Annotated in this window: 23 protein-coding genes and 1 tRNA gene; 17 read left to right on the forward strand and 7 right to left on the reverse strand. The window is 73.1% G+C overall.

The features are described 5' to 3' along the window. Window positions 1–43: 43 nt before the first annotated feature. From ACF073_RS33060 to ACF073_RS33075, 4 genes are read left to right on the forward strand one after another with little or no spacing between them, the layout of a single operon-like run. The gene (locus tag ACF073_RS33060) at window positions 44–478 is read left to right on the forward strand and encodes a GPW/gp25 family protein (RefSeq protein WP_392075129.1); all 435 of its coding nucleotides are present in this window, start codon (window positions 44–46) and stop codon (window positions 476–478) included. Beyond that, window positions 478–2,439, forward strand: coding sequence for a putative baseplate assembly protein (locus ACF073_RS33065; RefSeq protein WP_392075130.1), 1,962 nt, complete (start codon window positions 478–480; stop codon window positions 2,437–2,439). Before ACF073_RS33060 ends, ACF073_RS33065 begins: the two co-directional genes overlap by 1 nt. Next, window positions 2,439–3,038, forward strand: a complete 600-nt coding sequence (locus tag ACF073_RS33070) for a phage tail protein (RefSeq protein WP_392075131.1) — start codon at window positions 2,439–2,441, stop codon at window positions 3,036–3,038. The genes ACF073_RS33065 and ACF073_RS33070 overlap by 1 nt, the downstream gene beginning before the upstream one ends. Continuing rightward, window positions 3,035–4,396, forward strand: coding sequence for an NADase-type glycan-binding domain-containing protein (locus ACF073_RS33075; RefSeq protein ID WP_392075132.1), 1,362 nt, complete (start codon window positions 3,035–3,037; stop codon window positions 4,394–4,396). Before ACF073_RS33070 ends, ACF073_RS33075 begins: the two co-directional genes overlap by 4 nt. A gap of 11 nt (window positions 4,397–4,407) precedes the next feature. Here the strand turns inward: ACF073_RS33075 and ACF073_RS33080 are convergent, their stop codons facing one another. From ACF073_RS33080 to ACF073_RS33090, 3 genes are all read right to left on the reverse strand, one after another. Then, entirely contained in the window at window positions 4,408–5,076 is a 669-nt protein-coding gene (locus tag ACF073_RS33080) for a hypothetical protein (RefSeq protein WP_392075133.1), read from the reverse strand. Window positions 5,077–5,309: 233 nt separating this feature from the next. Further along, a complete protein-coding gene (locus ACF073_RS33085) occupies window positions 5,310–5,831 on the reverse strand; it encodes an NUDIX domain-containing protein (RefSeq protein ID WP_392075134.1) in 522 nt (173 codons plus the stop codon). After that, on the reverse strand, window positions 5,828–7,090 hold the full coding sequence (locus tag ACF073_RS33090; RefSeq protein ID WP_392075135.1) for an XRE family transcriptional regulator: 1,263 nt from the start codon (window positions 7,088–7,090) through the stop codon (window positions 5,828–5,830). Before ACF073_RS33090 ends, ACF073_RS33085 begins: the two co-directional genes overlap by 4 nt. A 232-nt stretch (window positions 7,091–7,322) precedes the next feature. Between ACF073_RS33090 and ACF073_RS33095 the strand changes: the two genes are divergently transcribed. The 5 genes from ACF073_RS33095 (at window position 7,323) to ACF073_RS33115 (ending at window position 11,115) form a co-directional block, all read left to right on the forward strand. Next, window positions 7,323–7,754 (forward strand): ATP-binding protein, encoded by a 432-nt coding sequence (locus ACF073_RS33095; protein ID WP_392075136.1) that lies wholly within the window; start codon window positions 7,323–7,325, stop codon window positions 7,752–7,754. A 499-nt stretch (window positions 7,755–8,253) separates the two neighbouring features. After that, window positions 8,254–8,520 (forward strand): putative ATP-grasp-modified RiPP, encoded by a 267-nt coding sequence (gene tgmA, locus ACF073_RS33100; protein ID WP_392075137.1) that lies wholly within the window; start codon window positions 8,254–8,256, stop codon window positions 8,518–8,520. Further along, the gene (gene tgmB / locus ACF073_RS33105) at window positions 8,520–9,485 is read left to right on the forward strand and encodes an ATP-grasp ribosomal peptide maturase (protein ID WP_392075138.1); all 966 of its coding nucleotides are present in this window, start codon (window positions 8,520–8,522) and stop codon (window positions 9,483–9,485) included. Before tgmA ends, tgmB begins: the two co-directional genes overlap by 1 nt. Next, window positions 9,482–10,603 carry an ATP-grasp peptide maturase system methyltransferase gene (gene tgmC, locus ACF073_RS33110; protein WP_392075139.1) on the forward strand — a complete coding sequence of 374 codons (1,122 nt, stop codon included), beginning with the start codon at window positions 9,482–9,484 and terminating at the stop codon, window positions 10,601–10,603. Before tgmB ends, tgmC begins: the two co-directional genes overlap by 4 nt. Further along, complete coding sequence (locus ACF073_RS33115; RefSeq protein ID WP_392075140.1) at window positions 10,558–11,115, forward strand: DUF6087 family protein; 558 nt, start codon at window positions 10,558–10,560, stop codon at window positions 11,113–11,115. Before tgmC ends, ACF073_RS33115 begins: the two co-directional genes overlap by 46 nt. A gap of 174 nt (window positions 11,116–11,289) precedes the next feature. On the opposite strand, the gene ACF073_RS33120 is transcribed toward ACF073_RS33115, so the two are convergent. Continuing rightward, a tRNA-Pro gene (locus tag ACF073_RS33120) sits at window positions 11,290–11,363 on the reverse strand. Between the two features lie 106 nt (window positions 11,364–11,469). Between ACF073_RS33120 and ACF073_RS33125 the strand changes: the two genes are divergently transcribed. From ACF073_RS33125 to ACF073_RS33135, 3 genes are all read left to right on the forward strand, one after another. After that, on the forward strand, window positions 11,470–11,976 hold the full coding sequence (locus ACF073_RS33125) for a DUF309 domain-containing protein (RefSeq protein WP_392075141.1): 507 nt from the start codon (window positions 11,470–11,472) through the stop codon (window positions 11,974–11,976). A gap of 70 nt (window positions 11,977–12,046) precedes the next feature. Beyond that, the gene (cobF, locus tag ACF073_RS33130; RefSeq protein WP_392075142.1) at window positions 12,047–12,853 is read left to right on the forward strand and encodes a precorrin-6A synthase (deacetylating); all 807 of its coding nucleotides are present in this window, start codon (window positions 12,047–12,049) and stop codon (window positions 12,851–12,853) included. Between the two features lie 51 nt (window positions 12,854–12,904). Beyond that, window positions 12,905–13,684 carry an HAD-IIA family hydrolase gene (locus ACF073_RS33135; protein ID WP_392075262.1) on the forward strand — a complete coding sequence of 260 codons (780 nt, stop codon included), beginning with the start codon at window positions 12,905–12,907 and terminating at the stop codon, window positions 13,682–13,684. On the opposite strand, the gene ACF073_RS33140 is transcribed toward ACF073_RS33135, so the two are convergent. From ACF073_RS33140 to ACF073_RS33150, 3 genes are all read right to left on the reverse strand, one after another. Next, on the reverse strand, window positions 13,673–14,470 hold the full coding sequence (locus ACF073_RS33140) for a sulfite exporter TauE/SafE family protein (RefSeq protein WP_392075143.1): 798 nt from the start codon (window positions 14,468–14,470) through the stop codon (window positions 13,673–13,675). The genes ACF073_RS33135 and ACF073_RS33140 overlap by 12 nt on opposite strands. Before the next feature lie 59 nt (window positions 14,471–14,529). After that, window positions 14,530–16,041 (reverse strand): long-chain fatty acid--CoA ligase, encoded by a 1,512-nt coding sequence (locus ACF073_RS33145; RefSeq protein WP_392075144.1) that lies wholly within the window; start codon window positions 16,039–16,041, stop codon window positions 14,530–14,532. Window positions 16,042–16,161: 120 nt separating this feature from the next. Further along, window positions 16,162–17,349: a thiolase family protein gene (locus tag ACF073_RS33150; protein ID WP_392075145.1), complete on the reverse strand. Its 1,188-nt coding sequence runs from the start codon at window positions 17,347–17,349 to the stop codon at window positions 16,162–16,164. A gap of 158 nt (window positions 17,350–17,507) precedes the next feature. Here ACF073_RS33150 and ACF073_RS33155 point away from each other — a divergent pair, with 158 nt between their 5' ends. The 5 genes from ACF073_RS33155 to ACF073_RS33175 all read left to right on the forward strand — a co-directional run bounded on the left by ACF073_RS33155 (window position 17,508) and on the right by ACF073_RS33175 (window position 22,421). Then, a complete protein-coding gene (locus ACF073_RS33155; protein ID WP_392075146.1) occupies window positions 17,508–18,317 on the forward strand; it encodes an alpha/beta hydrolase in 810 nt (269 codons plus the stop codon). 90 nt (window positions 18,318–18,407) lie between these two features. Continuing rightward, a complete protein-coding gene (locus ACF073_RS33160) occupies window positions 18,408–18,908 on the forward strand; it encodes a DNA starvation/stationary phase protection protein (RefSeq protein WP_392075147.1) in 501 nt (166 codons plus the stop codon). 165 nt (window positions 18,909–19,073) lie between these two features. After that, a complete protein-coding gene (locus tag ACF073_RS33165; RefSeq protein WP_392075263.1) occupies window positions 19,074–19,880 on the forward strand; it encodes an SAM-dependent methyltransferase in 807 nt (268 codons plus the stop codon). A gap of 274 nt (window positions 19,881–20,154) precedes the next feature. Next, window positions 20,155–20,964 (forward strand): SAM-dependent methyltransferase, encoded by an 810-nt coding sequence (locus ACF073_RS33170; protein ID WP_392075148.1) that lies wholly within the window; start codon window positions 20,155–20,157, stop codon window positions 20,962–20,964. A gap of 53 nt (window positions 20,965–21,017) precedes the next feature. After that, the gene (locus tag ACF073_RS33175; RefSeq protein ID WP_392075149.1) at window positions 21,018–22,421 is read left to right on the forward strand and encodes a glutamine synthetase family protein; all 1,404 of its coding nucleotides are present in this window, start codon (window positions 21,018–21,020) and stop codon (window positions 22,419–22,421) included. Window position 22,422: the final 1 nt, after the last annotated feature.

Raw genomic sequence — 22,422 nt, forward strand, 5'->3', positions numbered from 1 at the left:
GCGGGCGCTCGGGCCGCCGCCCGGAGAGGCGGGTGGGTCGCTGATGGCCGAGCAGTTCGTCGGCTCCGGCTGGTCGTTCCCGCTGCGGATCGGCCCGACCGGCGGTATCGCCCTGGTCAGCGGCGAGCGGGAGGTCGAGGAGGCGATCCGGCTCGTGCTGTCGACCGCGCCGGGCGAGCGCCCGATGCGGCCGGACTTCGGCTGCGCGATCCACGACCTGGTGTTCGCGCCGGTCAACGAGCAGACGGCGGGCCGCATCCAGCACGAGGTCCACGCCAGCCTGGACCGCTGGGAGCCGCGTATCGAGGTCGCGGACGTCGAGGTGACCGCGGGTGCGGACCGCAGCGTCCTCTACATCGACGTCCGCTACGCGATCCGCGGCACCAACAACCCGCGCAGCCTGGTCTTCCCCTTCTACGTCATTCCGTCCCACGACGAGCCGGGAAGCGACTCGCCGGCTCCGGAAAGCGATCGCTGATGGCCCTGCCCTCCCCGAATCTCGACGACCGCCGGTTCCAGCAGTTCGTCGACGACGCCAAGCGCTACATACAGCAGCGCGCCCCGGAGTGGACCGACCACAACGTCTCCGATCCGGGAGTCACCCTCGTCGAGACGGTCGCGCACATGGCCGACCAGATCGTGTACCGGCTCAACCGGGTGCCGGAGAAGAACCATCTGGCCTTCCTCGACCTGGTGGGGATCACCCTGTTCCCGCCCACCGCCGCCCGCACGGACGTGACGTTCTGGCTGTCGGCCCCCCAGGAGGAGCCGGTGCGGGTGCCGCTCGGCACCGAGACCGCGACCGTGCGCACCGAGAGCGAGGAGGCGGTCGTCTTCGCCACCGAGCGCGATCTCACGGTCGTCCCGTGCGCGTTGCGGTATCTGCTGGTGCAGCACCGGGGCGAGGCGGCCGTCGACCGCACGCACGACCTCGCCGACGAGGACAAGGACGTGCTGTGCTTCGCCGAGTCGCCCGGCACCGGCGACAGCGTGCTGCTGGGCCTGACCGCCGCCGTGCCGCACTGCGCGCTCGCGCTCGACCTGGACAGCAGGGTGGACGGCGTCGGCGTCGACCCGCGGCAGCCTCCGCTGGTGTGGGAGGCGTGGACGGCGGACGGCTGGCAGCCCTGCGAGGTCGACCGGGACGGCACCGGCGGCCTCAACCGGCCGGGCGAGGTGGTCCTGCACGTCCCGGGCGGGCACGTGCTGTCCCGCAACGCCGGCCGGGAGGCGGGCTGGCTGCGCTGCCGGGTCACCGAGCCCCTGGCCGGCCAGCCTTTCTACACGACGTCGCCGACGGTCCGTTCGGCCGAGGCGTTCACCGTCGGCGGCACCACGATCGCCGTGCACGCCGAGACGGTGCGCGACGAGGCGCTGGGCGAGTCGACGGGGCTGCCGGGACAGCGGCTGCGCCTCGCGCACGCGCCGGTGGTCGGCGACGAGCCGCCGGTGCTGCTCCAGACCGCCGAGCCCGAAGGATGGGCGGACTGGCAGGTGGTGCGCGACTTCGCGGCCTCCGGGCCGTCGGACCGGCACATCACCCTGGACGCGGCGACCGGTGAGATCGCCTTCGGTCCCGCGGTGCGCGAACCGGACGGCTCGCTGCGCCAGTACGGGGCGGTCGCCCGGAAAGGCACCCCGGTCCGGGCCCGCCGCTACCGCACGGGCGGCGGCCGGGCCGGGAACGTGGCCCGGGGCGCGGTGCAGATCCTGCGCACCTCCATCCCGTACGTCTCGGAGGTCGGCAACCGGGAGGCCGCGCGGGGCGGGGTGGACGGCGAGACGGTGGAGGAGGCGAAGATCCGGGCGCCGATCACGCTGCGCGCCCAGGAGCGGGCGGTGACCCTGCGCGACTACGAGGAGCTGGCCCGCCGCGCCGCCCCCGAGACCGCTCGGATCGCCTGCCTGGAGGGCGCGGAGAGCGAGTACGGGGCCTACGCGGTCCGGGTGCTGGTGGTGCCGCAGGCGGTGCCCGATCCCGGCGGCCGGCTGCGCTTCGAGCAACTGGTCCCAGGGGACGGCCTGTTGGAGCGGATCACCCGGCATCTGGACGAACGGCGCCTGATCGGGACCCGGTTGGCGGTCGGTCCGCCGTACTACCAGGGGGTGACGGTCGTGGCTACGGTGCACGCGTTCCGCGGGGTGGACACCGACCGGGTCCGCCGGGAGGTGCACGATGCCCTCTACCGGCACCTGGACCCGCTCACCGGCGGTGCGGAGGGCGCCGGCTGGCCGTTCGGCCGTCCGGTGCAGAGCGGCGAGGTGTTCGCGGTGCTCCAGCGGGTGCCGGGCGTGGAACTCGTCGACGAGGTACGGCTGCACCCGGCGGACCCGCTGACCGGCAAGCGCGGCGACGCGACCGACCGTATCGACCTGTCGGCGCCGTCCCTGGTGTTCTCCTACGACCACCGCGTCCGGGTGATCGGGGACGGCTCCTGATGCGCGGCTCCATCGACGGTCTCGGCTCGTCCGCGCCGATCGGCATGATGCTGCCCGCCGTGTTCGCCGACGACGACCTCGCGCAGCGGTTCGTCGCCGGGCTCGATGACGTACTGGCCCCCGTGCACGGCGTTCTCGACTGCCTGGACACGTACTTCCGGCCCTCGCTGGCCCCGCTCGACTTCGCCCAGTGGCTGGGCGACTGGGTGGGGGCCGAGACCGAGGGCATGGAGCGGGAGCCTCGCGTGCGGGCCGCCGTGGCCGCCGCCGCCCACCTGCACCGCATCCGGGGCACGCGGCGCGGTCTCGTGGAGGCGGTGCGCCTCGCCTTCGGGGTGCGCCCGGAGATCACCGAGAGCGGCGCGGCGTCCTGGAGCGCGCGTCCACTGGACGCGTTCGCCGGCAAGCCCAGGCCCGCGCTCCATGTGCATCTGCGCCTGCCCGACCCGACCCCCGCGGACCGGCACCGCCTGGACGCCCTGGTGGCCGCCGCCCGCCCCGCCCACATGCCCTACACGGTGCGGGTCAGTGTCCTGGACCGCGCCGATGCCGACGGTGCCGAGGGCGCCGTATCCACCGAAAGGAACCCCGAGCGATGACGACCCCCCAGAACTGCGCCGAATGCGGCACCCGCGCGGAACCGGGCCAGTCGTTCTGCGACGCCTGCGGGGCGGTGCTCGGCTGGACGGACCGGGCGGCGGCGCGCGCCTCGGCCGCCTCTCCGGCGGCCGGGACGACGGCCCGGGCGGGGGCGGACGCCCCGGACCGGGCGGCGGCCCGCCCGGAGTCGGGCCCCGCCCCCGCCGACGCCACGGCGCCGGACGCACCCGGGACGGCTCCCGGAGCCCGGCCCGGCGACCACTCCGCGACCGCCCCCGACCCGGCCCAGGCCGCTGCCCCGCACATGCCGTACGCCGGCCGCCCCGGGGGCCCCGCGTCCCCACCGCCCGCCCCGCACCGGACGCCCCGCCCCGCCTCCGAGACCGCGTCCACCGAGCCACTGCCCGCGGCGGCACCCCCGGCGCCCCGCTCCGACGGCACCACCGCCGACGACGGCCTCGACCGGGCCCGTCGCCTCCTCGTCCCCCTCACCGACCCCGAGGCCCGGCCCGACGCCCCCGCCTCCGTCGAGCCGGTGCTGCCCGGACGCCCCGAGCCCCGGCGCCCGCAGACAGTGCGCGCCCCAGGGGAAGAGCCCGGGGCGTACGGGGGCACGCCCTGCCCCTGGTGCGCGACACTCAACCACCCCGAACGGCACTACTGCGCACGGTGTGCGATGCCCCTGGCCGGCGAGCGGCCGGAGACGCCCGGGCGGCTGCCCTGGTGGCGGCGGCTGCGATGGCGGGGCGACCGGGAGACCCCGTGGGCCGGCGACCGGCCGCGCCTGCGCCGCGTCTTCGACCGCGTCCTGGGCTGGCTGGGCGCCGCGCTGGTAGTGGCGCTGCTCGTCGCCCTCGCCCTGGTCGTCAACATCCCCCAGGGCGTGCAGGCGACCCGCGATCACTTCGCCAAGCGCGCCCCGGTCGCCCCGGACCGCTACAGCGCCTCCCGCTTCTTCCCGGGCCACAAGCCCCAGTTGGCCTTCGACAAGCTGAACAACACCTGGTGGGGGCCGGGAGTGGCGGACTCCGGGCAGGGCCAGTGGATCGAGGCCCGGTTCGCCGAACCGACCCGGCTGCTGGACCTGCTGATCACTCCGGGCGAGTCGATCCGCCCGGACCAGCTCTCCCGGTCCGCGCTGCCGCACCGCGTCGCGGTGCGCGTCACCGGCGCGGACGGCAAGACGACGACCCGGCACCTCAACCTGGACCAGGGCGCGGGTCCCCAGCGCGTCCCGTTCCGCGTCGGCGAGGTCACCGCCGTCCGCTTCACCCTGGAGTCGGCCTACCAGCCGTCGCCGACCAAGCAGGTGGCCATCGCCGAGATCGAGTTCTTCGGCCCGTCCCACGCGTCCTGACCGCTGCCGGCTCAGCAGTGCACGCGGAGCCGGACGATGTAGGCGTCGGGGTCGAGTCCGTACAAGTAGGTGTCCGCGAAGAGGAAGTAGCCCGCCGGGCCGCTCTCCAGTCGGCGGCCGTCGACGGTCACCAGGATGTTCGACGGGATCGCGCGCGCGACCTCCTCGCGCACGAAGGCGCCGAGGTCGTCGCCGAAGTGGTCCGCGGGCTCGGCGTGCATGAAGCGCAGGCCCTCGGAGACCAGGAGCTCGTCGAGCGCGCCGATCAGCGGCTGCTCCCGGTGGGCGTGCCAGCGGTCGGGATGGTGCGCGAACGCCTCGACCGGGGCGGCCCGGGGCAGGGTGCGGGCCAGGCGCCGCCACGCGTGCCAGGCCGCCTCCGCCCGGCCCGCTACCGCCTGGCGGGGGGTGTCGAGGTCGAGCAGCCCACGCGGGCCGCCGTCGCAGAAGCCGGGGAGCAGCTCGCGGGGCCCGCCGCGCGGGTCGCGGGGCGTGCGGACGAGGCGAGGGTCGTTCCCGGCTCCGGCCGCGATCCGAAAACCCCAGGCGGCGTCGCGGGAGCTGGGCCACCACGCGTCCCACCACTCGTCCGCGTGCGCCTGCATGGCGGCGTCCACCGCCCCGGGAACGCGATCGCGCGGCACGGGCGGCAGACAGAGGGTGACCGTGTCCTGGGCCATGGTCTGCGGTTCGCTCCTGTTCTCGGATGTGTCACGTGCGAGGCCGGGCCCTTCGTCCGTGCGAGGGCCCCGGCAGTCGGTCATGCGCGGCTGACAGTCGTATCGCAGACGCCGGCCCCGTAGGCGTCGTCGACGGCGTCGCGTTCGTCCTGTCCGCCGAAGCCGAAGGGGCCGAAGGTGCCCGTGAGCACCTCCCGCGAACCCCGCTTCGAGCCGCGGTCACGACGCGCCGGTCACATGACGGGTGCGCCGTCTCGGAGGTACAGCGGACGTCCCGCCTCCAGCGCCTTCAAGGCGTGCTCGAACCGGCGCCGCATCCGGGCCCGGAGGCGACCGGCGGCGTCGTCGGCCGTGACGAACGCGGCCTCCGACAGCTCTTCGTCCCGCGGGCGTATCCGGTCGGCCTGCTCCTGGTCGAGGGTGCCGCCGTCGAAGATGAACGCGATCTGATCGTCCCAGGGGCCGTGCGGGGCAACCCAGTCCACGACCAGCAGCCCGAGCAGGGTCACGTGCAGGCTGAGTTCCTCGACCAGTTCCCGGCGCACCGCGTCCTCCGGCGGCTCGTTGGCCTCCGCCATCCCGCCGGGAAGATCCCATCCCGGTTTGTAGGTGGGGTTCACCACCAGCACACGCCCGTCCGGGTCCCTCAGCAGCACATCGGCCGCCACGCGCTTGCGGGCCTGCCTGGCGTTGCCCTCCGCGAGATACGCGTTCCAGGCGTCGGTGTCGGCGGGGTCGGGTGCGGTGCGCCTCATGTGGTGGTGCCTCCCGGGTGCGGCGGGATCAGATCGGCCAGCAGGAGCATTCTGGCGCGGCGCGCGTCAGCGAACCGTGCCAGGTACTCCCTGACCGGCGCGTACCCCCGGTACGGCTCCAGCAGCCGGCGCAGACCGTCGAGCTGCCGCACCACCCGGACCGAGCCGAGCGTCGGGCTCGTGCTGAGCAGGTCATGCCCGACGCACACCGCGGCGTCCAGATCACCCCGGCGCACGTGGATGTCGACCAGGGTGATTCGGCTGAGAGCCAGCGACCGCGCTCGTCCTGCCTCCCTCAGGGCGACGGCTTGTTCCGCGTGCGTGAGGGCCTGGTCGTACTGCTCCAGGTCGCGCATGATCAGCGCCGCCTCACTGGCCATGGCGGCGGCGTCGAATGGGCTCAACCACGGATGATCGGCAGCCGCCCCGTCGAGATCACCGTGTGCGGCCTCCAGCGCGCGGGCGGCCGGCGTTCGCTGTGCGGACCCCGCCAGGGCCCGCGCCAGCATCGTGTGCAGCCGTGCCGTCAGCGCCGGAATCCGGGGGCCCCGTGCCGCCAGGTCGAGCCCGGTCCGCGCCCATCCCACGGCCCCGGACGCGTCTCCGGTCTCTCGCGCAAGGTGGCTGCTGCTCGCGGCGACGTGGGCGGCCAACGGCATGTCACCGGAGGTTCGGGCGAGGGGAAGGGCTCGGGCGAAGTGCTGTGCGGCGCGGTCGTCGTATCCGGAGCCGTGGGCCATCCATCCGGCCATCTCGGTCAGCGCGGCTGCGGCGGCGAATACCTGCGGGCCGCTGCCGAGGTCGACGAGCCGGGGAGCCACCCGGTCCGACAGGTGCCGGACAACAGCCCCGTACAACCGGCCGCCGCCGGTCTGCCGGTCCGCGCTGCGGAAGTGGTCCATGGCCATCAGGTCATCCCCGTCCGGCGGCGGATGGTCCGCCCGCTGATGCTCGTCAGTTGCCGGCGCTGGCTCCCACGACCGGCGAGCCAGCCCCAGCAGACTACCCGGGATGTGGAAGGCGTCGGCGATCTGCTCGAACAGGGTCAGCTTCTCTACCCGGCTCTTTCCGTTCATGTAGTCGTACAAGCGACCCTGCGTGATGTCGACGGCAGCAGCGATGCGCCGCGTACTGACCCCACGCGTATTGAGTATCCGGAACACCGCGCCCATGTCTCGCTCCGAGCAGGCCTTGAGCAGGCGTTCATCCCCGAGGAGACCGGCGATGACCTCACGCGGGTTCGGCGAGAGACGGTCCATCTGCAGCTCCCCAGAGTAGCGAACGGACCCGATGCTAAAACCAACGCCCGTGCCCAGACTCCATGTTGGAGTCACCTTCTGGAGTCCCCCGTCCCTACCGGAAGCCGTTGACTACCTATCAGCCGCCAGGGAGTGCACCCGTGAACGCGCCTCGGCGGCGCTTCGCCCGCAAGTTTCTCCCCCGAGACACGCGGGCGGCCCTTCCCCCAACGGCCCCGACCAAGGCGTGACGATGACCATGACCGACAAGCAGGTGGGACCAGGTCGGCAGTACCCGGCCCAGAGCATCACCCTCGCGAGCGAGGCCGCCAGCGTTCCGGCAGCGCGTCGGATACTCCGTGAGGCGTGCACGGCATGGGGCCTGGACCAGGGCACCGCTGAGACCGGCGCGCTCCTCCTCTCTGAGCTGGTCACGAACGCCATCCGGCACGGTCACTCACACCGTGTCCGGGTGATCGCGGAGCAGCCGGCTCCTGACCGGCTCCACGTCGCCGTGGTCGACAAGTCCCGCCGTATGCCCGAGATGCACCACGCAAAGCCGGATGCCTTCGGAGGCCGGGGCTTGCTTCTGGTCGACATACTGTCCGACCGCTGGGGGACCGATCTCCTTTCCTGTGGGAAAAAGGTCTGGGCCGAGATCGTGATCAAGGGCGCCGACCAGTGACCGGCCGTCACCGCACGCCCGAAGCGGACGGGGTGACCGCCGGGGCAAGCCTCCTAGGAGCCGTCGGCGGCGGCCTTGGCCTGGTGGCCTCGATCGTAATCAGCGAGACCCGGACCGCCCCAGCACCCGCCGCGCACTCCGTCCCGGACGCCGAGCCGCCGGCAACAGTCCTCACCGCCGTCCGCCTGGACGCGCAGCACACCTGCTGCTGCGGCCCACGGACCACACCATGATCCCCGCCCCGGGGCCGGCCGCTGCACGTGCGCTACGCCCCGCACCCGGCCACCGGGGCGGCAGCAAACCCTGCGCGGTGCACCCGCCGCACCAGTGCGGGCCCGGTCCCCGCCCCCGTCGGGGTTCACTCGACCGGCCCGCCCAAGACCCCTGGGACGGGCGACCCCTGAGCCCTCGGCCGAGGCTCGCTCGTTCACACCTGCCGCCCCGGCCGGCCCCTCCGGCGAGTGACACCGTTGGATCCCCTGAGAGACGAAGGAGACTCATGCAGCAGCCCTTGGCGTCACAGGATCAGGTCGCCCCCTGGGGGGTCGGACGTATGCGGCCCTACCCGGCTGCGGCCGTCCTCCCCGACGCCCGGCCCGTCCTCGACCCGGACACGCAGGTCACCGCGTGGGTCGACCCCGACGGCGCACCGCTGGCGATGGAAGCCAAGCACAAGCGGTCGGAGACGTCGCAGGAGACGAGCACGAAGACCAGCCTGGACGGCACCCCGGACCAGGGCAGCGACCAGAACGGGGACTCTGACTGATGGCTTTGGGTGGGCCGCCCGTCCTCGTCGTCACGCGCCTGGACGACGCGACGGCGGACGCAGTGATCACCGACCTGAACCGGCGACGCGTGCCAGTGGTTCGCCTGGACCCCGGCGACTTCCCCCGCGAGGTGACCCTGTCCGGCACCTTCGACAGCATCGGGACCGGCGGCACTCTCGCCACTGGATCCCGGAGCATCGACCTGGGGAACGTCCGCTCGGTGTACTGGCGGCGGCCAACCCCCCACACTGCCGATCTCGCCATGGACGAGCAGACCGGCCGATGGGCCGTCGAAGAAGCCCGCTACGGGCTCGGCGGCATCCTCGCCGCCCTCCCTGGCGCGCGCTATCTGAACCATCCATGGCGTAACAGGGATGCCGAGTACAAACCGACGCAATTGGCCACGGCCGCCGCCTGCGGCTTCACCGTGCCGCCCACACTCATCACCAACGACCCCGGCCGCGCTCGCTCCTTCGCCGTAGAACACGGCCCGGTCATCTACAAGCCGCTGAGGGAAACCGAGTACACCGACGACACGGGCCGCGCCCTGACGGTGTGGATCGAGGACGTCACCCCCGACCAGATCGACCAGCAGATACGCCACACCGCGCACTTCTTCCAACAGCGCGTCACGAAGACCGCCGACATCCGGCTGACCGCCGTCGGCGAGGAGCTGTTCGCCGTGCGCATCGGCGGCTCACCCGGCGTGGACTGGCGCCGCCACTACCACCGGCTCACCTACACGTCCGTGCCGGTTCCCTCGGAGGTCGCCCAGGGCGTACGTGCCTACCTGGACGCCTTCGGTCTCGTCTTCGGCGCCTTCGACTTCGGCTTGGACCGCAAGGGCCTGTGGCACTGGTACGAGTGCAACCCCAACGGTCAGTGGGCCTGGTTCCCCGACCGCATCACCACCCCGATCACCCGCGCCATCGCCGACCACCTACAGCACGGAGCCCCCGCATGAGTGACCCCGCAGATCTGCGCCGCCAGCTCGCCGCTGCTGTCCCCGCGGACGACCCGGCATGGCGTACCGCCCTCGAAACGGTGCCCCGCGAACTGTTCATCGGTGATGGCCTGTTCCAGTTCGACGGCCGCCAGTGGACCCCCGTGCACCGTGACCAGACCACCCCCGGCGACTGGCTGGGGCTCGTCTACCAGGACACCACCTGGGTGACCCAGGTCGACGGTACCTCCGCCGACGCGGCCGGCACTGTTGCCGGCCGCCCTACCTCGTCCAGCACGCTGCCGTCGCTGATCGTGCGCATGCTCGACCTCGCGCAGATCCGCGAAGGCGACAAGGTGTTGGAGATCGGCACCGGTACCGGCTACTCCACCGCCATCCTGTGCAGCCGCCTCGGCGACAAGAACGTGTACTCCATCGAGTACGACCCGGGATTGGCCGCCGCGGCGGCAGAACATATCCACTCCGCCGGCTACCACCCCACCCTCGTCACCGGTGACGGCCTCGCCGGACACAAGGACGGCGCCGAATACGACCACATCGTGGCCACCTGCGCCGTCCGGCACATCCCCCCGGCATGGCTCTACCAGGTACGCGACGGCGGAACCATCACCACCACCATCAGCGGATGGATGCTTGCCTCCGGCCTCGTCCGCCTCACCGTCCACGACGACGGCACCGCCACCGGCCGCTTTCACACCGACCAGATCAGCTACATGCTCGCCCGGCCCCACGAGCGGCCGCCCCGTCCCACCTTCCATCAGCACCCCGGCATCACGCGTCCCACCCGCGTGAACCCCGCGCTCCTGGAGGACTGGACCGGGCAGTTCCTCGCCCAACTCGCCGCGCCGTCGGCCGAACTCATGACCACCGGAAACGGCATGGTCCTGGTGGACGTCGCCACCGGATCGCAGGCATGGAGCGAACCGGCCGGAGACGGCTGGACCGTACACCAGCACGGCCCGCTCAGCCTCTGGGACCAAGTGGAGGACGCGTTGGCCGCCTGGCAGAGTGCAGGATCACCCGCCCAGTCCGACTTCGGTCTCACCGTGGAACCGGACGGCACACAGCGAGTATGGATGGGCACTCCCGACGGACCGTCCTGGGACCTGCCCGTATAGCACCGCACGCACAAGGAGCGACCGTGGGCGACCCGGAAGACGAGCCTCTAGAGCAATGGGCAGAGCCCCGGGACAAGCGCCTACGGCCGGTGGGGGAACGCGAAGGCGTCCACCTCGGCAACGGTGCCCAGCGAGCTGCCCACCTGTTACCGGATGCGCCCCGCCTGATCGTGGAGTGGGACGGCCATCAGTGGGTGCCGCTGACCGCGGTAGACGACTACGCCGCCGCTCAGCGAATGCTGCACGGAATCGAGGGTGACGGCCTGCATCCAGCCCGAAGCCGACGATCGGGCGCAGCCGACACCGGAAGCCCTGACCGATCACTTATGAATAGTGCACCGCCGGTCACCCGGCGGGGCGCAGTGCTGTACGGGGCTCGGGCGGATTTCTTCGGCTTGCGCTGCCGCTCGCGACGGCCGCAGCCAACCCCCGGCCGCGCCGTCTCTCTGGTCTTGTCCCGGCCCCAGTCTGGCCCGCAATGTGAAAGGTGCTTTGCGGGGGCCCTCGTCTGAACTGGAGTTCGCTCTGTGGGAGCCGTCGAGTGACGTGGTGTGGCGTCCGCGACCGTACGAGGCTGCTGGAAATTCGCCGGTCCCGAGCCGATCCCTGGCAACCGTCTGCCTGCGCGCGTAAACGCCGACGGGCCCGCTGACCTGGTTTCCCAGTTCAGCGGGCCTGTGTCTGCGTCGGGACGACAGGATTTGAACCTGCGACCCCTTGACCCCCAGTCAAGTGCGCTACCAAGCTGCGCCACGTCCCGTTGCGCTCTCGCGCGGTGTCCCGCGTGATCGTGCGAACACACTTTACCCCACGCCGCGGGGTGCGCCGACGAAGGCCGTCGGCGGGGGCGGGGCACAATCGGCGGTATGACGAACGCGGGCGCATCGGATGCCAGGGACCGGGACACGACCGGACGGGCCCGCAGCGCGCGGCCCCGGGACGGTCTCGGGCGCCCGCTGCCGTACGGCGCCGAGGGCGTACCCCGGCAGCCGGAGGGGGTGCTGCGGGCCCCGGTGCAGACGGTCGCCGAGGCGCAGGCGCTGCTGACGGCGGGGCGGCCGTTCCACGCGCACGAGGTGTTCGAGGACGCCTGGAAGTCGGGCCCGGAGCACGAGCGCACGCTGTGGCGGGGGCTCGCCCAGCTGGCGGTGGGGCTCACCCACGCGGCGCGCGGGAACGCCGTCGGCGGGGCGCGGCTGCTGCGGCGGGGCGCGGGCGCCATCGAGGAGTGGGTGGCGGAGCGGGGCGAGGAGCGGCCGTACGGGCTTGATCTGCCGGGGCTCGCCGGGTGGGCACGGGAGCTGGCCGGGCGGGTGGAGCAGGATGCGGCGCCGGTGGACGCGCGGGCCGAGGCGCCCCGGCTGGGCGGCTGACCGGGGCGTCATCGCGGCGCGTGCGGAGGCGGCGGACGGGCTGTCGGTGGCATGCGGCAGACTCGTGGGTGTGCGAAAGATTCATGTCATCGGTATCGGCGCGGGCGACCCCGACCAGCTGACCCTGCAGGCGGTCAAGGCGCTGCGGAGCACGGACGTGTTCTTCCTGCTCGACAAGGGCGAGGTGAAGAGCGAGCTGACGGGGTTGCGCCGGGACATGCTGGACGCGCATCTGCCCGCGGGCTCGTACCGGGTGGTGGCGGCCCGGGACCCGGAGCGGGACCGGGCCGCGGACGGGGCGTCGTACGCGCCGGCCGTCGAGGACTGGCGCAGCGCCCGCGCGGAGATCTACGCACGGCTGATCGCCGAGGAGCTGGACGAGGACGGCACCGGCGCCTTCCTGGTGTGGGGCGATCCGGCGCTGTACGACAGCACGCTGAGCATCCTGGAGGAGGTGCTGGCGCGGGGCGCGGTCGCGTTCACGTACGACGTGGTGCCCGGCATCAGCAGTGTCTCCGCGCTGGTCGCCCGGCATCGCACGAGTCTGAGCCGGGTCGCGCGGCCGGTGCAGATCACCACCGGCCGGCGGCTGGCCGAGGGCTTCCCCGAGGGGGTGGACGACGTGGTGGTGATGCTGGACGCGCAGCAGGCGTTCCGGCGGTACGCCGGGGACGGCGAGAGCGGCGAGAGCGGCGTAGGCGGCCAGGACATGGACATCTACTGGGGTGCCTACATCGGCACACCGGACGAGATCCTCGTCTCCGGGCCGATCGCCGAGGCCGGCCCGCGCATCGAGCGGCTGCGGGCCGAGGCGCGGGAGCGCAAGGGCTGGATCATGGACACGTATCTGCTGCGCAGGAACCCCGGCGACGCCTGACGCGGCCGGGCGCTCCGGTGCCCGGGTCGCTACGGTCGGGTCATGGAGTCCATGGGGTCCGTGCGTGCCGTCCTGATCGACATCGACGGGGTGCTCACCGTGTCCTGGAAGCCGCTGCCCGGTGCGGTGGCGGCGCTGCGCGCCCTCCGCGCGGCCGGGCTCGGTGTGGCCCTGGTGACCAACACCACCTCCCGGACCCGGGCGTCGATCGCCGGGACGCTGTCGGAGGCCGGCTTCGAGGTCGGCGTGGAGGACGTGCTGACCGCGCCCGCCGCCACCGCCGCCCATCTCGCCGAGCACTTTCCGGGCGCCCGCTGCACCGTCCTCAACAGCGGGGACATCGGGGCGGACCTCGGTGACATCACCCTGGTCGAGGAGCGTGCCGACGTGGTCGTGGTCGGCGGGGCCGGGCCCGGGTTCGACTACCGGGCGCTCAACCGGGTCTTCGGCGAGCTGCAGCGCGGTGCGCGGCTGGTCGCCATGCACCGCAACCTGTACTGGCGGACGGACGCCGGGCTGCAACTGGACTCGGGGGCCTTCCTGCTCGGTCTCGAACGGGCGGCGCGGGTGACGGCGGAGGTCACCGGCAAGCCGTCGCGGGCCTTCTTCGAGGCGGCGCTGGCCCGGCTCGGGGTGGACGCGGAGCGGGCGCTGATGGTCGGTGACGACATCGAGTCGGACGTGCTCGCGGCGCAGCGGGCCGGGCTGACGGGGGTGCTGGTACGGACGGGCAAGTACCGGCGGGAGACGCACGAGAACGCCAGTGGCGCCCCCGACCACGTCGTGGACTCGTTCGCGGACGTCCCGGAACTGCTGGGGCTAGCGCAGTAGCAGCTGGACGCCGCCCACCACGGTCGCCGCGATCACGAGTTGCTCGAAGAGCCGCTGGTTGATCCGGTTCACAGCCCATTTGCCGAACAGCGCACCGGGCACGACGAACACCACGAGCGCGGCGTCGAGAAGCAGTGAGCGCCCGTCGATCAGGCCGAGGCCGGCGCTGAAGGGCACCTTCGAGATGTTCACGATGAGGAAGAAGAACGCGGAGGTGCCGAGGAAGCCGAGCTTCCGGAAGCCCGCGGAGAGCAGGTACAGGGACATCACCGGCCCGCCCGCGTTGGCGACCATCGTGGTGAACCCGCCGAGCACACCGTACGAGCGGGCCTTCGCGCGGCCCGCCCGGGTCGTCACCGCCTCCGGCTCCCCGTTCGTCTCCGCCCCCGGCTCCCGGGGCGTCTCGGCCGTCCGGCGGCGCCACAGGGTCACCCCTGCCATCAGCAGCAGGATCGCGCCGATCGAGGTCCGGACGATCCCGTCGTCGGCCCACACCAGGAACAGCGTGCCGAGCACCACGCCCGCGGCGACCGCCGGGAACAGCCGCCAGAGCGTGGGCCAGTGGGCGTGCCGCCGGTAGGTGAGGACGGCGAGCACGTCGCCGGCGATCAGCACGGGCAGCAGCACCCCCGTGGAGGCGCGGGCGGGCAGCACCGCCGCGAAGACCGCGAGGCTGACCGTGTTGGCCCCGCTGACCGCGGTCTTGGAGAAGCCGACCAGCAGCGCCGCGAGGGCGAGGGCGGCGAACCCCCAGCCGGATATGTGCCAGAGCGTCATCGTGTCCATGGGAGACCGATGCTATGCGCATACATCCATCGGCATGAGACCCGTCTCGCCGGCCGGTCCTAACGTCCCGTGTAGCGCGCCCGCAGTTCCCGCTTGAGCACCTTCATGCTCGGCCCGAGGGGCAGCGCGTCCGCGAACTCCACGCGCCGCGGGTACTTGTGCTTGCCCAGGTGCCCCTTGGACCACTCGACGAGCGCGGCGGCGTCCCGCTCGGCGCCCTGGGCCGGGACGACGACGGCGCACACCTCCTCGCCGTGCAGTTCGTCGGGCAGGCCGATGACGGCGGCCTGGGCGATCGCCGGGTGGCGCATCAGGACCTCCTCGACCTCCCTCGGGTAGACGTTGTAGCCGCCGCGGATGATGACGTCCTTCTTTCGGTCGACGATCCGCAGGAAGCCGTCGTCGTCCTTGGTGCCGAGGTCACCGGTGCGGAACCAGCCGTCCACCACGGCCTCCGCCGTGGCCTCGGGGCGGCCGAGGTAGCCGGAGAAGACGTTGTGGCCGCGGATGACGACCTCGCCCAGCTCGCCGGGCGGCAGCAGCTCGATCCGGCCCTCCACCTCGGCGCGGGCGATCTCCACGTCGACGCCCCACAGCGGGTGGCCGATGCTGCCGGCCCGGGTGCCGTACACGGGCTGGTTGACGGCGGCGGCCGGCGAGGTCTCCGACAGGCCGTACCCCTCGTAGATCTCGGCCCCGAACGCGGCCTCGAAGCGCTCCAGTACCGCGACCGGCAGCGAGGCCCCGCCGGAGACGCACACCCGCAGCCCGGGCAGCCGGTCCGCCGCGCCGGCCGCCGCCGCGAGCGCGACGAACATGGTCGGCACGCCGTGGAAGGTGTTCACGCCCTCGCGCACCATCAGCTCGATGGCGCGGGCCGCGTCGAAGCGGGGCAGCAGTACGAGCGTGGCGCCGGCCCGCCAGGTGGAGTTGAGCGACACCGTCTGGCCGAAGGCGTGGAACAGCGGGAGCGCGCCCAGGGCGATGTCGTCGGCGCGGATGTCGTTGGCGTCGAAGGCGTTGACGGTCGCGTTCATCACCAGGTTGAAGTGGCTGAGGACGGCGCCCTTCGGGACACCCGTCGTACCGCTGGTGTAGAAGACCACCGCCGGGTCGTCGGCGGCCCGGGTGACGTACCCGGGCAGGGGCTCGGCCTCCGCCGCGAGCTTGTCGAACTCCTCGTCCAGGGTGACGACGCGGATGCCGAGGGTGTCGGCGGCGGCCCGTCCGGTCGCGGCCTGGGCCGGATGGACGAGCAGCAGGGTCGCCCCGCTGTCCTTCAGCACGTGCTCGACCTCGCCGGCCGACAGCAGCAGGTGTACCGGTACGACGACACCGCCCACCGCGGCGATCGCGTAGTAGGCCAGCGGGAACTCGGCCGTGTTGGGGGCCATGAGGGCGACCCGGTCGCCCGGCCGTACGCCGAGGCCGGTGAGCGCCCCCGCCCTGGCCAGGGCCTTGTGCCACGCCTCGGCGAAGGTCAGCCGCAGATCTCCCTCGACCAGGGCGGTCTTGCCGGGACGGCGCCGGGCGTTCTCGGCGAGGATGGCGGCGACGGACAGGGTTGCCATGGAGTGCTGCTCCGTTTCCTTGCTGCGGCTCGTACTACCGGGCTCCCCGTACGGGGAGCTGCCGGGCCCCGTACGGGGAGCTACCAGATCCCCCTGCGGGCAAACCCCCGTGAAGACGCCTCAGTGCCGCTCGACCAGCACCGCGCTGCCCTGCCCCACGCCCACGCACATGGTCGCGAGCCCGCGCTCCGCGCCGGTGCGCCGCATGCGGTGCAGCAGGGTGGTGAGGATGCGGGCACCGGAGCAGCCGAGGGGGTGGCCGAGGGCGATGGCGCCACCGGTGGGGTTCACCAGGTCCGGGTCGATGCCCAGCTGGTCGACGCAGGCGAGCGCCTGTGCGGCGAACGCCTCGTTGAACTCGGCCTCCCGCACGTCGCCGATCTCCCAGCCGGCCCGGGCCAGCACCTTGCGGGTGGCGGGGACCGGACCGATGCCCATCACGTCGGGGTGGACACCGGCGGAGGCGCCCGCGACGTACCGGCCGAGGGACTCCAGTCCCAGTTCGTTCAGGGCCTCTTCGCTGACCAGCAGCAGCCCTGCCGCGCCGTCGTTCATCGGCGAGGCGTTCCCGGCGGTGACGCTGCCGTCGGCGCGGAAGACCGGCTTGAGCCGGGACAGCTTCTCCAGCGAGGTGTCCTCGCGTACGCACTCGTCCTGCTCGACCACGATGCCGTCCGGGCGCTCGACGGCCAGGAGTTCGTCGTCGAAGTGGCCGTTCTTGCGCGCGGCGGCGGCGAGCTGGTGGCTGCGCAGCGCGAACGCGTCCTGGCGGGCGCGCGAGATGCCGTACCGCCCGGCCACCTCCTCGGCCGTCTCGCCCATGGCGAGCAGGCCGTGCAGCTCCTTCATGGCGGGGTTGACCAGCCGCCAGCCGAGCCGGGTGTCGTAGGTCTCGATGCGCTGCGGCAGGGCCTCGTCGGGGCGGGGCAGGACGAAGGGGGCGCGGCTCATCGACTCGGAGCCGCCGGCGATCACGATGTCGGCCTCGCCCGCCGCGATGGTCCGCGCGGCGGCGGTGACGGCTTCCAGCCCGGAGGCGCACAGCCGGTTGACGGTGGCGCCGGGTACGGAGTCGGGCAGTCCGGCGAGCAGGGCGGCCATCCGGGCGACATTGCGGTTGTCCTCGCCCGCCTGGTTGGCGGCGCCCCAGTAGACGTCGTCGATCCGGGCCGGGTCGAGCGCGGGCACGTCGGCCACCAGCCCGCGGATCACGGTCGCGGCCAGATCGTCGGGCCGGACGGAGGAGAGGGCACCGCGCAGCTTGCCGATGGGGGTGCGGCGGGCGATCGCGAAATGGACGGGACGCACGGCTGGGACTCCTGACCTACGACGCTGTGGATCAGCACGGACCGGTGTACGCGTGGTTCAGCACTACTTAATTAGCACTGCTAGTTTTAGACTATAGACCTCGGACCGCCTCGCTGGGAAGATCCTCCGGGACCTTCACCGAGGCAGCTGGAGGAGATATGCCCCACGTCCGCGAGCACGTCCTCGACGGCACGCGCGGTGCCCTCGCCGTACGCGAGTGGCCGCACCCGTCCCCCCGCCTGCTGGTGCTCCTGGTGCACGGGTACGGCGAGCACGCCGGCCGCTACGACGAGCTCGCGGCCCGGCTCACCGGGGCGGGCGCCGCCGTCTACGGGCCCGACCACATGGGCCATGGCCGGTCGGCCGGGGAACGGGTGCTGATCGAGGACTTCGAGGACGTGGTCACGGACGTGCACGCGGTGGCGGACCTGGCCCGCTCCGCCCGGCCCGGCCTGCCGCTGGTCATGGTCGGCCACTCCATGGGCGGGCTGATCGCCGCCCGCTACGCCCAGCGGTACGGCGCCGGGCTGAGCGCGCTGGTCCTGTCCGGGCCGGTGATCGGCACCTGGTACCTGCCGGAGCGGCTGCTGGCGCTCGACGAGATCCCGGACACCCCGCTCAGCCCGTCCGCGCTCTCCCGGGACCCCGCCGTCGGCGCCGCGTACGCCGCCGACCCGCTGGTCTGGCACGGCCCCATGAAGCGGCCGACGCTGGAGGCGTTCGCCCGGACCCTGGACACCGTCGCCCGGTCCGGTGCCGTAGGCCGGCTGCCGCTGCTGTGGCTGCACGGCGGGGACGACCGGGTGGTGCCGCCGGCCGGGAGCCGGATCGGGGTGGAGCGGCTGAGCGGCGGCCCGCTGACCGAGCGGATCTTCCCGGGCGCACGGCACGAGGTGTTCCACGAGACGGACAGGGCGCGGGCGCACAGCGAGACGATCCGCTTCCTTGACCGGGTCGTGCCTCGCTGATCAGCTGGTTTGCCGCCCCGCAGCAGGGGCACACGCCCTTGCGGACAGAGCCACAAAGCACAGAAACCCGACGGAAGGGGCTTGGACAACATGACCGTGGTCAAGAGCACGCTGCCCGAAGAGGCGCTCGGCGTCACCGGAACGGCCCTGCAGGAGACCCTGGTCGACCTGCTCGGGCTGTCGCTGATCGGCAAGCAGGCGCACTGGAACGTCGTCGGTCCGCGCTTCCGGTCGATCCACCTCCAGCTGGACGAGGTCGTCGCCGCCGCCCGCGGCCACTCCGACACGGTGGCCGAGCGTGCCGCCGCGCTGGGCGTCTCGCCCGACGGCCGGCCGGAGACCATCGCCGCGGCCTTCGCGCTGCCCGGCGCCAAGGACGGCTGGCTGCGCGACACCGAGGTGGTGGAGCTGATGGTGTCGGCGCTGACGGCCGCCGTCGACCGGCTGCGCGAGCGGATCGACGCCACCGAGAAGGCCGACCCGGTCAGCCAGGACCTGCTGATCACCATCACGGCCGACCTGGAGAAGCAGCGCTGGATGTTCGAGGCCGAGAACCACCCGCACGGCGACGGGGGCCGATCGGCCGGCTGAGGCTCCGGGACGCCCAACCAGCCGTACCCAAAGCCCCGTTGACGCAGGCGCCGGCGGACGGAGAGGTGGCCGGAGTCCGTCTGCGCCGCGCCGGATGATCGTGTCAGAATGCTCCCCGCACGTCCCGGAGTGACCACCGGGACCGGATGGGCGGAGGAGCAGCAGGTGACGGGGACCGGGCCGGACTTCCAGGACATCGACACGACCCGGCCGCATCCGGCCCGGGTGTACGACTGGTTCCTCGGCGGCAAGGACAACTACCCGGTCGACGAACAGCTGGGCCGGCGGATCGCCGGGATCGACGGCGGCGCCCCGAAGGCCGCCCTCGCCAACCGGGCGTTCATGCGCCGCACCACGCGGGCGCTGGCGGCGGAGTCGGGAATCCGCCAGTTCCTGGACATCGGCACGGGCATACCGACCGAGCCGAACCTGCACCAGATCGCCCAGTCCGCCGCGCCGGACGCCCGCGTGGTCTACGTCGACAACGACCCCATCGTGCTGGCCCACGCGAGCGCGCTGCTGCGTGGCACCCGCGAGGGCGTGACGGAGTATGTGCAGGCCGACGCCCGCGATCCGCACACCATCCTCGAAGAGGCCGGCCGCGTCCTGGACCTCGGCCGCCCGGTCGCCCTCTCCCTCATCGCCCTGCTGCACTTCATCGCCGACGAGGACGGCGCCCACGACCTGGTCAACACCCTGGTCGGCGCGCTGGCACCGGGCAGCGCGCTGGTGCTGTCCGCGATGACCGCCGACTTCGAACCGGAGAACGTCCGGCAGGGCATCGCGGCGTACGCGGCCGGCGGCGTGACCCTGGTGGCCCGCTCGCGGCACGAGGTGGGCGCCTTCTTCGAGGGACTCGACCTGCTGGAGCCGGGGATCGTGTCGGTCTCGGACTGGCGCCCCGAGGAACCGCCGTCCGCCGACGGCCCGATCTCGCTGTACGGCGCGGTGGGCCGCAAGCCCGCGAGCTGATCGCCCCCGCCCTCGGCCGCGTCCAGCGTCTCCAGGGCGTCGGGGCAGTCGCCGGACACCGTGGTGCGCGCGGGTGCGATGCCCAGCTCGCGCTGGAGTGCGTGCAGGGCGGCGCCCTTGCCGGCGGTGCGGCCCGTGTTCCGCACGCGCCGGGGCACCCCTCCCCCGGCTCCTCGACGGCGCCCGGGGCGTCGCACCGCGCGTTTCCCGGGACAGCGCGATCAAGGGAGCGGCACAATGGCGAAGGGCAACCGCACGCGAGAGGGGCGGCGACGTGAGTGAGGGCGATTCCCCGGCGACCGGCGCGGCACGACCGAACACCTCCGTGGCGCACAACGCGCGGGTCTGGAACTACTGGATCGGCGGCAAGGACAACTACGAGGTCGACCAGCGGGTCGGCGAGCACATCGCCGGGATGTTCCCGGTGATCCGGGCCGTGGCCCGCGCCGACCGGGACTTCCTCGGCCGGACGGTGCGCTTCCTGGCCGGGGAGCGCGGGACACGGCAGTTCCTCGACGTCGGCACCGGACTGCCCACGGTCGACAACACCCACGAGATCGCCCAGCGGATCGCGCCCGAGGCACGGATCGTGTACGTCGACAACGACCCGATCGTGCTCGTGCACGCCCGCTCGCTGCTCACCAGCTCCCCCGAGGGCCGCACGGACTACATCGACGCCGATGTGCGCGACCCGGACGCCATCCTGCGGGGCGCCGCCGAGACCCTCGATCTGGACCGGCCGGTCGCGGTGATGATGCTGGGCATCCTCAACTTCGTCCTGGACACCGGCGAGGCCCGGGACATCGTGCGCCGGATCATGGCCGCGGTCCCCTCCGGCAGCCATCTGGTGCTCACCCACCCGACCTACGACGCCGAGCTGGGCGGCGAGGGCAACGTCGCCGCGATGGAGTTCTGGAACGCCAACGCCACCCCGCCGATCACGGCCCGCTCCCGCGCCGAGATCGCCGCGTTCCTCGACGGTCTCGAACCGGTCGCGCCGGGTCTGGTGTCGTGCTCGCGGTGGCACACCGGGCCGGATGCCGCGGCGGTACCGCAGTACGGCGCGGTGGCCGTGAAACCCTGATCCCGCCCCGTCGCCCGGCCCCGGGCCGTGGCCGAGCCCGTCGAGGAGGACGCATGACCACTCTGGCCGATCCGGTGCCCGGCGGGCGCCCCGGCGATCTGCGACGGGTCGCCGCCCTCACCGCCGATCTGGCCGCGCAGGGCGTGCACGGGATCGTCCTGGCCTATGTGGACACGGCGGGCGTCGCCCGGGTCAAGACGATCCCGACGGCGCGGCTGGAGGCGGCCGTGGCCTGGGGTGTCGGCATGTCCCCGGTGTTCGACACGTTCCTCGCCGACGACTCCGTCGTCACCACCGACGTCCTCGGCTCCCCCGACGGCGACCTGCGGCTCTACCCCGACCTCGACCAGCTCGTCCCGCTGGCCGGGCAGCCCGGCTGGGCGTGGGCGCCCGTGGACCGGATCACCCAGGAGGGCGAACGGCACCCCGGCTGCGCCCGGACCTTCCTGCGCCGGGTCGTCACGGACGCCGCGGACCGCCACGGCCTCTCCTTCAAGGCGGCCGTCGAGATCGAGTGGGCGGTCGGGCTCGGCTCGGCGCCCGCCGGTGAGTTCGTCCCGGCGGCCTCCGGACCGGCGTACGGCGCGATCCGGCAGATCGAGCTGAGCGACTACACCGCCGATCTGCTGGCCGCGTGCGCGGCCCAGGGCGTGGACGTCGACCAGATCCATCCCGAGTACGCGTCCGGCCAGTTCGAGATCTCGGTGGGCGCCCTCGACCCGGTGGCGGCGGCCGACCGCAGCGTGCTGGTGCGCCAGACGATCCGGGCCGTGGCGCTGCGCCACCGGCTGCGCGTCTCCTTCGCGCCCGCCTACCTCCCCGAGGGCGTCGGCAACGGCGGCCACCTCCACCTGTCCTGCTGGCGCGACGGGACGAACCTGCACTCCGGCGGCTCGGGCCGGTACGGCATGACGGCCGAGGCCGAGTCGTTCGTCGCCGGGGTCCTCGCCCACCTGCCCGGTCTGACGGCGGTGACCGCGCCGAGCCCTGCCAGCTACCTGCGGCTCCAGCCCTCCCAGTGGGCGGGGGTCTTCACCGCCTGGGGCCGCGAGACCCGCGAGGCCGCGGTGCGGATCGTCACCGGTACGGCCGGCCGCCGCGACCAGGACGCCAACATGGAGGTCAAACCGGTCGACCTGGCCGCCAACCCGTATCTGGCCCTCGGCTGCGTGATCGCCGCCGGACTCGACGGGATGACGGCGGTCCGCCCGCTGGCCGGGGAGATCACCGGCGACCCGGCCCGCTACGGCCCCGACGAGGCGGCGGCCCTGGGCGTACGCCGGCTGCCGCGGTCGCTGCCGCTTGCCGTGGAGGAGTTCCGCGCCGACCCGGTGCTGCGGGCCGCGCTGGGGCCGGTCCTCGCCGACGCGGTGAGTGCCGTACGGCTCGGCGAGGCGGCGGCCGTCGAGGGGCTCGGCCCGGTCCAGGTGGCGGCGGCCTACCGCTGGGCGTACTGAC

It is taken from the genome of Streptomyces sp. NPDC015171, assembly GCF_043079545.1.
In the GTDB taxonomy this organism is placed as follows: domain Bacteria; phylum Actinomycetota; class Actinomycetes; order Streptomycetales; family Streptomycetaceae; genus Streptomyces.